Source organism: Streptomyces sp. NPDC025638, assembly GCF_055558775.1.
In genome coordinates this window covers 41,672-55,079 of record NZ_JBVHLX010000022.1, presented here as the reverse complement: position 1 = coordinate 55,079, position 13,408 = coordinate 41,672, and the positions used below count along the sequence as shown (strand labels likewise).

The 13,408-nt window shown below is 69.3% G+C and carries 14 protein-coding genes and 1 pseudogene; 6 read left to right on the top strand and 9 right to left on the bottom strand.

Features of this window, described 5'->3' with window-relative positions; all coding sequences use genetic code 11:
- Positions 1-89 precede the first annotated feature (89 nt).
- From ACZ4EG_RS39710 to ACZ4EG_RS39700, 3 genes and pseudogenes are all read right to left on the bottom strand, one after another.
- Positions 90-332, bottom strand: a pseudogene (locus ACZ4EG_RS39710) (hypothetical protein); the annotation flags it as partial.
- A gap of 222 nt (positions 333-554) precedes the next feature.
- Positions 555-686: a DUF397 domain-containing protein gene (locus ACZ4EG_RS39705; RefSeq protein WP_467794092.1), complete on the bottom strand. Its 132-nt coding sequence runs from the start codon at positions 684-686 to the stop codon at positions 555-557.
- The gene (locus tag ACZ4EG_RS39700) at positions 649-1,563 is read right to left on the bottom strand and encodes a helix-turn-helix domain-containing protein (RefSeq protein WP_467794145.1); all 915 of its coding nucleotides are present in this window, start codon (positions 1,561-1,563) and stop codon (positions 649-651) included. Before ACZ4EG_RS39700 ends, ACZ4EG_RS39705 begins: the two co-directional genes overlap by 38 nt.
- Positions 1,564-1,740: 177 nt before the next feature.
- Between ACZ4EG_RS39700 and ACZ4EG_RS39695 the strand changes: the two genes are divergently transcribed.
- Positions 1,741-2,205, top strand: coding sequence for an ATP-binding protein (locus ACZ4EG_RS39695; protein ID WP_467794091.1), 465 nt, complete (start codon positions 1,741-1,743; stop codon positions 2,203-2,205).
- Position 2,206: 1 nt separating this feature from the next.
- Here the strand turns inward: ACZ4EG_RS39695 and ACZ4EG_RS39690 are convergent, their stop codons facing one another.
- A complete protein-coding gene (locus ACZ4EG_RS39690; protein ID WP_467794090.1) occupies positions 2,207-2,566 on the bottom strand; it encodes a hypothetical protein in 360 nt (119 codons plus the stop codon).
- 143 nt (positions 2,567-2,709) lie between these two features.
- Here ACZ4EG_RS39690 and ACZ4EG_RS39685 point away from each other — a divergent pair, with 143 nt between their 5' ends.
- Complete coding sequence (locus tag ACZ4EG_RS39685) at positions 2,710-3,930, top strand: hypothetical protein (RefSeq protein WP_467794089.1); 1,221 nt, start codon at positions 2,710-2,712, stop codon at positions 3,928-3,930.
- A gap of 19 nt (positions 3,931-3,949) precedes the next feature.
- Here the strand turns inward: ACZ4EG_RS39685 and ACZ4EG_RS39680 are convergent, their stop codons facing one another.
- Positions 3,950-4,480 carry a type III secretion system chaperone family protein gene (locus tag ACZ4EG_RS39680; RefSeq protein WP_453547316.1) on the bottom strand — a complete coding sequence of 177 codons (531 nt, stop codon included), beginning with the start codon at positions 4,478-4,480 and terminating at the stop codon, positions 3,950-3,952.
- A 139-nt stretch (positions 4,481-4,619) separates the two neighbouring features.
- Here ACZ4EG_RS39680 and ACZ4EG_RS39675 point away from each other — a divergent pair, with 139 nt between their 5' ends.
- On the top strand, positions 4,620-5,123 hold the full coding sequence (locus ACZ4EG_RS39675; RefSeq protein ID WP_453547314.1) for a hypothetical protein: 504 nt from the start codon (positions 4,620-4,622) through the stop codon (positions 5,121-5,123).
- 63 nt (positions 5,124-5,186) lie between these two features.
- Here the strand turns inward: ACZ4EG_RS39675 and clpB are convergent, their stop codons facing one another.
- Entirely contained in the window at positions 5,187-7,784 is a 2,598-nt protein-coding gene (gene clpB / locus ACZ4EG_RS39670; protein WP_467794088.1) for an ATP-dependent chaperone ClpB, read from the bottom strand.
- A gap of 140 nt (positions 7,785-7,924) precedes the next feature.
- On the opposite strand from clpB, the gene ACZ4EG_RS39665 reads away from it, so the two are divergent.
- Positions 7,925-8,338: a pyridoxamine 5'-phosphate oxidase family protein gene (locus ACZ4EG_RS39665; RefSeq protein WP_467794087.1), complete on the top strand. Its 414-nt coding sequence runs from the start codon at positions 7,925-7,927 to the stop codon at positions 8,336-8,338.
- Positions 8,339-8,484: 146 nt separating this feature from the next.
- On the opposite strand, the gene ACZ4EG_RS39660 is transcribed toward ACZ4EG_RS39665, so the two are convergent.
- Positions 8,485-8,820: a Rieske (2Fe-2S) protein gene (locus ACZ4EG_RS39660; protein ID WP_263210856.1), complete on the bottom strand. Its 336-nt coding sequence runs from the start codon at positions 8,818-8,820 to the stop codon at positions 8,485-8,487.
- A 300-nt stretch (positions 8,821-9,120) separates the two neighbouring features.
- On the opposite strand from ACZ4EG_RS39660, the gene ACZ4EG_RS39655 reads away from it, so the two are divergent.
- Both ACZ4EG_RS39655 and ACZ4EG_RS39650 read left to right on the top strand, forming a co-directional pair.
- Positions 9,121-10,158, top strand: a complete 1,038-nt coding sequence (locus tag ACZ4EG_RS39655) for a helix-turn-helix transcriptional regulator (protein ID WP_453547308.1) — start codon at positions 9,121-9,123, stop codon at positions 10,156-10,158.
- A 174-nt stretch (positions 10,159-10,332) separates the two neighbouring features.
- A complete protein-coding gene (locus ACZ4EG_RS39650) occupies positions 10,333-10,698 on the top strand; it encodes a hypothetical protein (protein WP_467794086.1) in 366 nt (121 codons plus the stop codon).
- A 78-nt stretch (positions 10,699-10,776) separates the two neighbouring features.
- Here the strand turns inward: ACZ4EG_RS39650 and ACZ4EG_RS39645 are convergent, their stop codons facing one another.
- Both ACZ4EG_RS39645 and ACZ4EG_RS39640 read right to left on the bottom strand, forming a co-directional pair.
- Positions 10,777-11,823, bottom strand: coding sequence for a helix-turn-helix transcriptional regulator (locus ACZ4EG_RS39645; protein ID WP_390708171.1), 1,047 nt, complete (start codon positions 11,821-11,823; stop codon positions 10,777-10,779).
- A 343-nt stretch (positions 11,824-12,166) separates the two neighbouring features.
- Positions 12,167-13,273 carry a substrate-binding domain-containing protein gene (locus tag ACZ4EG_RS39640; RefSeq protein ID WP_467794085.1) on the bottom strand — a complete coding sequence of 369 codons (1,107 nt, stop codon included), beginning with the start codon at positions 13,271-13,273 and terminating at the stop codon, positions 12,167-12,169.
- Positions 13,274-13,408: the final 135 nt, after the last annotated feature.

Genomic DNA, 13,408 nt, shown 5'->3' with positions numbered 1-13,408 from the left:
GCCCGGTGGATCGCGTCACGGCACACGACGAGCCGTTCGACCATCTCTGCACTGCGAAGCTGCTGGTTGTCCAGGTAGAACAGCACCGCCTCGCGCCGGCCGGGGCGAGGCGGGCGGCCTCCTGCTCGGAGAGGACGAGGCCTGAGCGCCCGCGAAATCAGGATCTCGCCCTCGTTGAAGTGCTCGCACAGGGCGGTGATGGTCGCGGAGGAGCCGTCGGGCAGGGAGGAGATGTACGCCCCTACCCCGATTGTGACCGCGCTGCCGCGCCGCTGGACGAGGGCGTTGGAGATCACCGTGAAGTCGGCTGTCAGCCGGGTGCGGACGTGCATCACACCGGAGGTCGGAGCTCCGGCGTCGGCGCGCAGGCGCGCGTTAGATGCGGGTCAGCCATCGGGAAGAGGTTCACTTCCTGATCGGTCAGGCCCTCGTTCGGGACGGCAATCCCGGCCGGGGGCCGTATCTGTTTGTGGTTGTCGCGGCGAACGTAACCGCCCGCGTCCCGCGCCTGCAAGCCGGTCACTCGGACGGGTGACGAGGGCTTCCCGGCCGACTCAGGGACGGCGGTGCCTGGCCTTCAACTCGCCTATGAACGCGGTCCAGGCAGCCGCTTCGAAGGACAGCACCGGACCGTGCGGGACCTTGCTGTCACGGACGGGGACGACGGCCTGGAACCCGTCGGCCACCTCCACGCAGTCGCCCCCCGCCTGATTGCTGTAGCTGCTCTTGCGCCAGGCGACGCCGTTCAGATCGGGACGGGAGATTCGAGCCACGGTAGTTGCCCTCCATCGTGGACCGGATCATGTCGAGTGACATGATCGGGGGCAGGGCTGCCGCCCGCAGCCGATCGTAAATCACCTTGTAGCGACTGACATTGGCCGGCTCCTCGCTGAGTTGGCCGTAGTCCGAACCCTCCGTGTAGGCCACTTCTGAGCCGTCCGGCAGGACCAGAATCGTCAGTGAGCCGCCCATGGCCTCGTGCCCGCCTTGGTCGAACGGCAGTACCTGCACAGTGATGTGACGCTCCGCTGTAGCGTCAAGCAGTCGCGCCAACTGCTTCCGCATCACGGCATGGCCGCCGATCGGACGCCTCAGCACCGCCTCGTCCAGGATCACCGACAGCTCCGGCCGGTCGGGCAAGCTCAACCGTTCCTGCCGTCCCATACGGGCAGTGACGCGCTCCTCCAACTGCTCATCGCCGTCCAACAGAGCGTCCAAGCTGAGAACAGCACGTGCGTAGTCCTCCGTCTGCAACAGACCCGGCACCACATGAGCCGCGTACTGCCTGATGGCCACCGCCCGCTCCGAGTACTCCATGAACCTCCGCGACCAGTCCGGAAACGCCTCCCGATACACGTACGGCCACAGCTCCACCAGCAAGTTGTCCGCCCCCAGCGCCGCGTCCAGCGCACGCGCCAGTTCCAGCGTCGGCTTCGCTCCGGACGCCCGCTCGATCTGTGTGATCCGCGTGCTCACCACATGCACCCTGTCACCGAGCTCGGCCTGGGTCAGGCCGGCCGCCATACGGAGCCTGCGCACCCGCGCGCCGAACAGCGCCGCCATCGACGCGCTGGGGTCAATTTCGTTGGCCAAAGCGTCACTTCCGTTCCTTACCGACTGAAAAGTAAGGCTGCGTCACCTGTCGAGCGTAGGGCGACCAGACGACTCTTGAGCACGGAACGTGACGACTCGCGTACGCCGCGGGATGTCTCAGGCTCGACAGACAAGGACCGACAAGCCGTGCTGACAGGAACGACCGACGAAGAGAACGAGCCGCGCGAGCTCCCCTCCCTCACAGCGCAGTTCGTCTCCTCACCCCGAGGTGCGCAGCTTGCCCGACGCCACGCCGTCCGGTGTATGGAGGAGTGGGGTCACCCGCCGCTGTCGGACGTGTCATGCACGGTCGCCCTCGTCGTCGGCGAACTCGCCGCGAACGCCGTACAGCACGGCCGGGTTCCCGGGCGCGGCTTCGGTCTCCGGCTCGCCATCGACGCGGTCGCGGGTCTGGTGCGTATCGAGATCGCGGATGCCGCCGCCGCGAAGCAGCCACCCACGGCCCTGCCCTCGTCGTACCCCGACGGAGAGTCCGGTCGGGGACTGCTCCTGGTGGATGTCCTGGCCACGCGCTGGGGGTCGGCACCCCGTCAACCCGTGGGCAAGACGGTGTGGGCGGAGTGCGCCATCGAGCCGCCGATTCCCTACTGACTCAGGTCGCGGCCTGGGTCTGCTTGAGCAGGTCCACGGCCGCGGCGAGGCTCAGTCCCGGCAGGGCTTCGCGCAGGGCCTTGACGGCCTTGATCTCCTGTTCCCTGACGTCCAGCTTGGCCTCGGCGAGCACCTGGGCGGCCCAGCGCACGCGCGGGTCCCTGCCGTCGCCGATCCCGTCCACTATTTCCAGGGCCTGCCGCAGGCCGGCTGCCGTGTCGCTGCCGATGGCGTCGTTCAGTGCCCGCTGGATCGCGGCGCGCGCCTCGTCCAGATCGTTCAGTACGACGAAGTGCGTTTCCTTCTTGCTGAACACTCTTCCCCCTTGGTCGGTCGGCGAGTCGGTCGGTGTATCGGTCATCGACGATCTTTGCCGAACCGCGGCCGTGCGGGCGTGAGGGACACGCCACCCCGTGTCACGCAGCCACGCCGGACGCCGCGAAATCGCACCCGCACGGCCGCCCATCGCTCGCGACGGCCCGTTTCCTCCTGCAATGTGCGGGTGTGACCCACGCCACGACCGTCGCAACGCCCACCGTCACCGAACCCGAGACGCTGCACCGTGCGCGCCCCGGGCTGTCCACGGGCTCCGCGCTGTCCCTCGCCGCGGCGAGCGCGGTGGCCGTCGGGCTGTTCCTCGCCGCCCGGCTCGCCGGAACGGCCGTACTCGCCGTGGCCGCCTGGGCCACCGGCAGGCAGCCGCTCGCCCTGCTCGGCCGGTCCTGGGACTCGGCCTGGTACCTGGGCATCGCCGCGCACGGCTACGGCCGCACCCTGTACTTCCACCCGACCGTCATCCACAGCGACCTGGCGTTCTTCCCGCTCTATCCGGCGCTGGTGCGGGTCATGACCGCCCTGACCCCGCTGAGCGGGGGCGCCGCCGGGCTGATCGTGTCGTGGACCGCGGCCGGGATCGCCGCCGGCGGGATCTACGCGATCGGGGCGCGGCTGCACGGGCGGGCCGTGGGCTCGGCACTGGTGCTGCTGTGGGCGCTGCTCCCGCACTCCGTCGTGCTGTCGATGGCGTACACCGAGCCGGTGCTCACCGCCTTCGCCGCCTGGTCGCTGTACGCGGTCCTGAGCGGGAGCTGGCTGTGGGCGGGGAGCCTCGCGGCGCTGGCCGGGCTGTCCCGGCCCAACGGTTTCGCGGTCGCCGCCGCCGTCCTGGCCGCGGCCCTCTGCGAGGCGTACCGGACCCTCCGGCGCCGCGGCCGGGTTTCCCACAGGCTGTGGACGGGCGCCGCGCTGGCCCCGCTGGGGTGGACGGCGTATGTGCTCTGGGTCGGCCGGCGCAAGGGGGATCTGCTCGGCGGCTACTTCGAGGTGCAGCGGCTGTGGGGGTCCCGGTTCGACTTCGGGCACGGGTCGCTGCACTTCATGCGCCAGCTGCTGCTGCACGGCAACCGCTTCGTCTTCCCCATGACCATGGTGATCGTGGCGGCGGCCGTGCTGATGTACGCGCTGCTGATCGCCGACCGCGCCCCGCTGCCGCTCGTCGTCCACAGCGGGGTGCTGCTGCTCATCGCGCTCGGCGGCTCCGGCTTCTTCGAGTCCAAGCCGCGCTTCCTGCTGCCCGCCTTCCCGCTGCTGCTGCCGCTGGCCCGGGCGCTGGTGCGGACGGCGAGAGCCCGGCCCTGGCACGCGACCGTGGTGGTCTGCGCCCTGGCCGGGCTCTCCTTCGTCTACGGGGCGTATCTGGTCGTGATCGCCCACACCCCGCTGTAGCTCCGCGGAGCCGAGGGTTCTACTCCTCGTCGTCCTCGGGCTTCTCGGCCTCGTTGACCTCCTCCTCAAGGCCGAGCTGCTCGACCAGCCACTTGTCGAACTCGATCGCGGCCCGCACCCAGCTGACCGTGGAGGAGACGAAGTGGTTGAGGTCGACGCCGGTGCCGATCAGCATCTGCGCCTCACCGATGAGGCGGACGGTGCCGTCGTCGTGGGTGTGGCTGTACACCTTGGGCCACAGGGTCCGCCGGTTCCAGTCGTCGATGGACTCCAGCAGCTGCGGCTTCTCGTCGATCTTGTGGGGCCGGTCGTAGAAGGTCCGCACCGAGAAGACCGCCTGTTCGGCCTCCCCGCGGAACATGAAGTACGTACGGAACTGCTCCCACGGCGCCGCGAGGTCCCCCTCGTCGTCGACGACGTACTTGAGCTCCATCTGGTCGAGGAGCTGCTTCACGAGGTCCTGATCCGGGACGACGGGGCCCGCCGGTCCTTGGGGCTGCGGCTCGGGCTGGCCCCCGAAGTTCGGAATCGAGGACGGGTCGATGCTCACCGTGTATTTCCCTTCGTACGGATTCCGCCATCCTCCCCCATGCGGGGAGGGGGGTGGCAAGCCCCGACGTGGCCTGTCGGCTCCTGGCTGACATGATCTGGCCGGTCGACGACGATCCGGAACGCGGGCAGGGGGCTCGATGGCGGGCGTGCGGGGCGGTACGGCGGGTGCGCGGGCGGGCCGGGGGCGGACCCGGTGGGGGGTGTTCGCGGCGGTCATGGCGCTGCCGGCGCTGATCCTGGCCGGGCTGGTCGCCATGGTGATCAGGTTCATGACCTCGGACTATCTCCTGGGCGGAGAGCCCGAGGCCGTGCCGTGCACGGAGGCACTGGCGTTCGGCGGGGCGAAGCTGCCGAAGGGGGCGTACGACGGTCAGTGCACGGTGCAGACCTGGCTGGACACGGACTATCACGCCGCGTTCCGGATGCCGAGGGGGGCGGTCCGGACGTGGCTGACGGACACCTATCCCGAGGGCCCGGAGCCGGGTACCGATCTGTGCGACACCGGCGCCGATCTCTGTCTGAATCTGAACACGCAGTTCGCGACGCCTCCGGAGGACGCGGGTGCCGACGCGGTGACCGTGAACGTGACCTACGAGGACGCAGGCACCGCGGTGGTGTCCTTCTCGGCGTTCACCGTCTGACCCACACCAGACGGCCCGCCCCCCGGGGGACGAGGGGCGGGCCGTCGCGTGTGCCGGAACGGGTCAGAGGGTCTTGCCGGTGGCCGGGCCGACGATCAGGCCGTCGCCGAAGGCGTCCACACGGACCGTGTCGCCGTCCTTGATCTCGCCGGAGAGGATCTCCTTGGCGAGGCGGTCGCCGATGGCGGTCTGGATCAGGCGGCGCAGCGGACGGGCGCCGTACGCCGGGTCGTTGCCCTCGTCGGCGAGCCAGGCCAGCGCCTCGGGCGTGACCTCCAGGCCGAGCCGCCGCTCGGCCAGCCGCCCGGCCAGCCGGTCGATCTGCAGCCGGGCGATCCGGGCCAGCTCCTCCTTGTCCAGCGCGGAGAAGACCACCAGGTCGTCGAGCCGGTTGAGGAACTCCGGCTTGAAGGCGGTCCGGACCGTCTCCAGCACCTGTTCCTTCTTCTCCTCGTCGCTGAGGACCGGGTCGACCAGGTACTGGCTGCCCAGGTTGGAGGTGAGGACGAGGATGGTGTTGCGGAAGTCGACCGTACGGCCCTGACCATCGGTCAGGCGGCCGTCGTCCAGCACCTGGAGCAGGATGTCGAAGACCTCGGGGTGCGCCTTCTCCACCTCGTCCAGGAGGACCACGGAGTACGGCCGCCTGCGCACCGCCTCCGTCAGCTGGCCGCCCTCCTCGTAGCCGACATAGCCGGGGGGCGCGCCGACCAGCCGGGCCACGCTGTGCTTCTCGCTGTACTCCGACATGTCGATGCGGACCATCGCCCGCTCGTCGTCGAACAGGAAGTCGGCGAGGGCCTTGGCGAGTTCGGTCTTGCCGACGCCGGTCGGGCCGAGGAAGAGGAAGGAGCCGGTGGGGCGGTCGGGGTCGGCGATGCCCGCGCGGGACCGTCGTACGGCGTCGCTCACCGCTTGTACGGCCTCGCTCTGCCCGATCAGCCGCTTGCCGATCTCCTCCTCCATGCGCAGCAGTTTCCGCGTCTCGCCCTCCAGGAGGCGGCCGGCCGGGATGCCGGTCCAGGACGCGACGACGTCGGCGATGTCGTCGGAGCCGACCTCGTCCTTGACCATCGTGTCCTTGGCGACCTCCTCCTCGGCCTCGGAGGCGGCCTCCAGCTCCTTCTCCAGGGCGGGGATCTCGCCGTACAGCAACTTGGAGGCGGAGTCGAAGTCGCCGTCGCGCTGGGCGCGTTCGGCCTGGCCGCGCAGGTCGTCGAGCTTCTCCTTCAGCTCGCCGACGCGGTTGAGGGACTGCTTCTCCTTCTCCCAGCGGGCGGTCAGGCCCCGCAGCTCCTCCTCCTTGTCGGCGAGGTCGCGGCGCAGCTTCTCCAGGCGTTCGCGGGAGGCCGGGTCGGTCTCCTTGCCGAGGGCCAGTTCCTCCATCTTCAACCGGTCGACGGCGCGCTGGAGTTCGTCGATCTCGACCGGGGACGAGTCGATCTCCATACGCAGCCGGGAGGCGGCCTCGTCGACCAGGTCGATGGCCTTGTCGGGCAGGAAGCGGGAGGTGATGTACCGGTCGGAGAGGGTGGCCGCGGCCACCAGCGCGCTGTCCGCGATCTGCACCTTGTGGTGCGCCTCGTAGCGGCCCTTGAGCCCGCGCAGGATGGCGATGGTGTCCTCGACGGTCGGCTCGGCGACCAGCACCTGCTGGAAGCGCCGCTCCAGCGCCGGGTCCTTCTCGATCCGCTCGCGGTACTCGTCGAGGGTGGTGGCGCCGACCATGCGCAGCTCACCGCGGGCGAGCATGGGCTTGAGCATGTTGCCCGCGTCCATGGCGGAGTCGCCGCCGGCGCCCGCGCCCACGACGGTGTGCAGCTCGTCGATGAAGGTGATGATCTGCCCGTCGGAGTCCTTGATCTCGGCGAGGACGGTCTTCAGGCGCTCCTCGAACTCACCGCGGTACTTGGCCCCGGCGACCATGGCGCCGAGGTCCAGCGCGACGAGCCGCTTGTCCTTGAGGGACTCGGGGACGTCACCCTTCACGATCCGCTGGGCGAGCCCTTCGACGACGGCGGTCTTGCCGACGCCGGGCTCTCCGATCAGCACCGGGTTGTTCTTGGTCCGCCGGGACAGCACCTGCACGACCCGCCGGATCTCCTGGTCCCGCCCGATGACGGGGTCGAGCTTGCCGTCGCGCGCGGCGGCGGTGAAGTCGGTGCCGAACTTCTCCAGGGCCTTGTACTGCCCCTCCGGGTCGGCGGTGGTCACGCGGCGTCCTCCCCTGGCCTTCTGGAAGCCGTCCAGCAGCTTCTTCGGTGTGGCCCCCTGCCGGGAGAGCACCTCGCCGGCCGCGCCGCCCTTCGCGGCGATGCCGATGAGCAGGTGCTCGGTGGAGAGGTACTCGTCGCCGAGGTCCTTCGCGGTGTCGGCCGCGTTCGCGATGACGGCGAGCAGCTCGCGGTTGGGCTGCGGGGGCGCAACGGTGGATCCGGCCACACTGGGCAGCGCGGCGAGGGCCTTCTCCGCTCCGGCCCGTACGGCGGCCTGGTCGGCGTCGACAGCGGCCAGCAGGTCGATGATGTTCTCGTTGTCCTGGCCCTGGAGCAGAGCCAGCAGCAGGTGGGCAGGCGTCAGATCCGCATGCCCCTCGGTCACGGCCCGGTTGGTGGCCGTATTGATCGCGTCCCGGCTCCTGTTGGTCAGCTCGGCGTCCACGTTCGCGTTCTCCTCCTCGGCGTCGGCTCGTCGGCCATGTCTCCCAGGCCTCCCAGTGCTGACTTAACCAACGTACACAAAGTTGAGTCTATTCCACTCAAGGTGGGTCCGGGAGGACTTCGGGGGCTAACTTCCGGGCCATGAGCACCTACTCCGTGGACCCGGTCGCCCCGAACGCGTCGTACCTCGCCTTCTGGCGCGAGCGCCATCTGTGCACGCTGACGACGCTCCGCCGGGACGGCAGCCCGCATGTCGTCCCCGTAGGAGTGACATACGACCCCGGGGCGGGACTGGCTCGGGTACTGACGAACCGGACGAGCCGCAAGGTGTCCCATGTCCTCGCGGCCGATCCGCTCGGCGCGCGGGTCGCCGTCTGTCAGGTGGACGGCCGCCGCTGGGCGACGCTGGAGGGGCGGGCCTTCGTGCGCACCGACCCGGAACTGATCACGGAGGCGGAGCGGCGCTATGCCGAGCGCTACGAGAGAACGCCCTCGCCGAACCCGAACCGGGTGCTCATCGAGATCGAGGTGGAGCGGGCGCTGGGGCGGGGCTGACACACGGCGGGTTTCGGTCACCGTGGAAGCGCGCCCATACCCTGAAATGTCGCCAGAAACTGCAGCGGCGTCACCGTGTTCAGGTCACGGTGACGCCGCTGCGGGGGGAAGTACCTGAGCGATCTTTTTACGACGGGGGAATCGCGTCAGGCACTGCGGGGGGTGGCAGAGATGGTCCTTACGTCCGGGATCTCCGGCTCGGTGAGCCGGTGATCCCGCTGGTCCAGGTTCACAAAGATCATTCCGTACCGGATGGCGCATCGCACGGGCTGCGGCGCGCCTCGGGGTTTGCGCAGGCATCGGTAGGCCCGTACGTCCTCGTCCTCGTCCCGCGTGACGACGACCGGCTCCCCGAAGACGGTCACCATCAACGAGTCACCGCTGTGGGGGATGGCGGTGACCAGGTCGATGAAGTGCCAGCCGGAGCGGTAGGCGGTGGCCATTTCGCGGCGGAAGGATCGGTCGTCGGGTGGAGTGGTCACTTCAGCTCCCGGCTCCATCGGTCATCGAGATCTGCCCATTGGTGTCGCCCGTGGTCACCGCATCCGCCACGACACTCGGCCACGTGGTGTTGGCACGAACGTCACCCTTCGCCTCGGAGTAGCCACTCCACACTCCGGCAGTCGCTATGACGGAGAGAGCGGCGACAAGTACCGAGCGAAGCACTTTGTTCCGCATGTTCGGCTTCGTCCTCACTTGAAGGTCCCCTTTTCCCCCGTCAGGTACGACGATGGCTCATTCGGGCACGTGGTGGCCACACAATCGGTGCATCATGTTCCTGCATGTTCAGGACCCTGGGGGGTGGAGATTTGGCAACGAATCGGGCGAAAGCGATACATCCCCACTCGGTGACGGATCTGTGCGAGGAAGGACGCCGACTTTACGCCGCCGCCCTGCGTACGGGACGCATCGCTCGGTCCGATGTCGGGGACGCCCCCTGCCTGATGGAGTTCGCCCTGCTCCATCCGGATCCGGACGACGCCGACTGGCTGCGCCCGGTACCCCCGGCAATCGCCCTGGCACACCGGCTCAACCCGATCGAACGCGAGATAACCGAGCGTCGGCGTCTGTCGATCGAACTCGCCGACGTGTTCGAGCCTTTCATGTCACTCAGCACACAGGTGACGGCGACCAGTGATGCACTCACCATCCTTGAGGGCGGTGACCGTATCAACGCGGCCCTCAATCTCGCCACCGAGCAGTGCCAGAGCGAGGTGCTCACGATCCAGCCGAGCGACCGGGTCTCCGAGGCCAGCGTGCTGCGGGGGCTGGAGCGCGACAGACCCCTCATCGAACGGGGCGTCCGGATCCGCACCCTGTACCAGCACACCGCCCGCTACAGCCCGGAGAAGCTGGCCTACGCGTCCCATCTGGCCGACGGCAAGGCGGAGTACCGCACCATCGACGAACTCGTGGAGCGGCTCATCGTCTGCGACGAGAGCGTCGCCTTCATCCCCATACGCGAGGACCAGCAGGTCGCGCTGGAACTCCGGCAGCCGGGCCTGGTCCGCTACCTGATCAAGGTCTTCGAGTTCATGTGGAGCCGCGCGGTCCCGCTGAGCATGGGCGGGCCCTACGAGGTCGCCTCCCACGGCATCACCGAGATCCAGCACTCCATCGCCAAGCTGCTCGTGGAGGGGCATGTCGACGAGGCCATCGCCCGCCGGCTGGGCATGAACGTACGAACCTGCCGCGCCCACATCGCCAAGCTGGCCCAGGCCCTGGGCAGCGGCAGCCGAGCCCAACTCGGCTACCTCATAGCCCAGTCGGGCATCCTCAAGCAGGACACCTCACTCCCGGACGAGAGCGGACACCGGTGAGCGCGCCCTGACGGCAGCGCTACGAACTGGCGCTGAATGAGGGCCGGTTGCCCGGCACCCTGAGGGGGATGGTGCCCGCCTCCCGAGCACGCGCCGCGGACGAACTCCGGTGCGGGGACGGGCTGGTGGAGCAGTGCGGGCCGCCGCTGGGAATCGAGCGAGCGCGGCCGGGCCGTGCTGACGGTCACCGTGGCCCGCGACCGGGCCCTGCTCGACCGGGGCGGCCGTATCCGCGCCCTCCACCCGCACACGCAGCGCCATACGCCGCTGGTCATCGGCCGGTACGAGCCGCCGCTCGCGGACTTGGAGCCACGTGCCCTGGACGAAGTGCCGGACCGGCACCTCGGCATCGACCGCACGGTGGCGTTCCCGCCCGCCGACGATGTCGGGCGGCTCGCCCCCTGGACGTGGGCCTCCCGGCGCTGTCCAGGTTCTTCACGGCAGCCTTCGGCCTGCTGGGGCGGCCGGCCACGCCGGTGTGTCCGCAAACCGTCCGGCTCCCCCGCCCTGAAACGGTGTTCGCCGACCGGCTTGGCATGATCGTGCGCGCCGGCCGCGTCCACGTCGTCCAACTCGCCGCGCCATCCGGCAGCGAGGGCTGGGTTTGACTCCGCTGTCTCAGCGCACGCTCGGGGATTCCTGGTCGGGGATGGTGACCGTGGGGACGTCGGCGGTGCGTGGGGGGCCGTCCAGGCCCACCTGGGCTATCCGTACGCCCAGTTGGGTGCGGCTCGCCGCGCCCAGTGTCTCCGACAGGCGGGCGATATGGGCCCGGCAGGTGCGGACGCTGATGCCCAGGCGCTCGGCGATCACCGCGTCCTGGTGGCCCTCCGCCAGCAGCGCGGCGATGGACTGCTCGCGGTGGGAGATGCCCTCGATGCCGGTGTCCGGGAGCGCGGCCGTCAGCGGGACCGCGAGGCGCCACAGCCGCTCGAAGACCGTCACCAGGTACTCGACCACCGCCGGGTGGCGCAGCTCCAGGGCCATCGTGCGGTCGGCGTTCGCGGGGATGAAGGCGACCGTGCGGTCGAACAGGATCAGCCGGTCGATGACCTCGTCGAGGGTACGGGCCTCGACCGCGTCGCCCATCAGCTCCAGGTAGTTGAGCAGGCCCTGGCCGTGCCGGGCCACATGCGTGTACAGGTCCCGCATGCGCACGCCCCGGCCGCGCAGCGCCACCGCGCGGTGCAGACCCTCCGTGAGCTCGGCCTCCCGCCGGATGCCGCCGGGCTGCACCGTCAGCACCTCGGTCGTACAGGCCTCGGTCGCCTCGTCCATCGCGGCCTGGATCCGGGACAGCCCGTCCAGCACGCGGATCGCCGTACCCTCCGTCGAGGGCGACGCCGAGGCCTGGAGCTGGCGCCCGAGACCGGCGTACCACTCGACGGCCGCCACCGCCGAACCCACCCGCCGCTGGCTGTCCCTGACCTCGTCGTACACCCCGCGCAGCAGCCGGGTCATGACCTCCTGCGGGGAGGTCGGCACCAGCCAGTCCATGTCGTCGGGGTCGGGGTGCAGCAGGGCGAGCTCAAGGAGGCAGGGCACCGGCTCGGCGTCGGTGCGCGGCACCCGGCCCCGCCGTACGGCCCGGGAATACACGCGATCCCCGGCCTCGCACAGGCGGTCGGCACCGTGTGGATGCTCCTCCGTTCCGTGCCCGGCCATCGCCCATTCCACCCCCGGTTTGCTGCCACTTCCGTGGCGCAACTATGCGCGGACGGATGCGGCTCCGCAACACGGCTCTCCACGCCATGGCCGCCGTAAACCGCCGGTATCGCCCCTTTCCTCCCAGCCTCCTCCCCTCCCCTTGCAACAAGCTGACGGTGGAGAGGCCACGGTCACGGGTGCATCGGGGCCACCCGCTTCCCCGGGGGTCACAACACCCGGCGGGGTACGCAACCAAGTGGCCGAAATCGATCCGGCCGGGCGGCGGGCGGAGGGCACGCCCCGGCGTGCGCGCCCCACCCTCGCGGGTGAACCCCTCGTTCCCCGCCGCATTGACCGCCGGCTACTTGAGGCCGATCGTCGCGCAGGCCGTCTTGTACTTGGGGGTGCAGATGTCGGAGATCTTGTAGATGCCGTCCGCGATGACCGTGTCCTTGATGTTGCCCTTCGTCAGGGCGGTCACGGTGACGAGCTGGGCCGGGATCTCCTTGTTGGTCGGGCTGTCGACGCGGTCCTGGGTGAGGGCGTCGAACTGGATGTCCCTGCCCTGGACCTTGGCGACGGCCATCTCGGCGGCGCTCTCGGCCTCGGCCGGGTAGGACTTGTATACGGTCATGTACTGCTCGCCGATGACGATCCGCTGCACGCCGTCCAGCTCGGCGTCCTGGCCGGTGATCGGCGGCATCTCGGTGACGCCCGCGGCCTTGAGGGCCTTGATGACACCGGACGCCATGCCGTCGTTGGCGGAGTAGACGGCCGCGATGTTGTTCTTGCCGATCTTGTTGATCGCCTCGGTCATTTCGGCCGTGGCGTTCTCCGGCTTCCAGTCCTTGGTGTCGTACGTCTCCGCGATCGTCACCTTGCCGTTCAGCTCGGAGAGGGCACCCTGCTTGAACTGCTTCGCGTTCGGGTCGGTGAGCGAGCCGTTCACCATGACGACCTTGTCGGAGGTGTCGACGTTCGACCCCAGGGCGTCCAGCAGGGTGCGGGCCTGCACCTCGCCGACGAGCTCGTTGTCGAAGGAGATGTACGCGTCGATCGGACCCTCGGCGAGACGGTCGTACGCGATGACCGGAATGCCCGCGTCCTTCGCCTTCTTCACATCGCCCGCGATGGCGTGCGAGTCGACCGCGTCGAGCAGGATGATGTCGACCTTGTCGGCAATCATCTGCTGCATCTGCCGCGACTGCTTGCCGGCGTCCGCGCCCGCGTTGGCGTACTCGATCTTGCCCTGCTTCTTGGTGAGCTCGGCGACCTTGTTCTTGATGATGGGGTAGTCGAACTTCCCGTACCGCGTGTTCGCCGTCTCCGGCAGCAGGAGCCCCACTGTGAGGTCGTTGCCCTTGGTCGGGCTTGCGTCGGTCGAACTCCCCGAAGCGTTCAGCACGCCGCAGCCGGCGAGCGAGAGGGTCATCGTGGAGGCTGCCACAGATATGGCGATACGACGCATTCGGGGGCTCACTTCAGGTGCGTTCCGGATGTGGGGCTGCTTGCGACCCAGATGTCTGAAAAGACAACGCGGCCGCAACACCCGGCGTCAAGCCGAACTACTTAACGAGTGCGCAACACCACGCTCCGCTTCGCT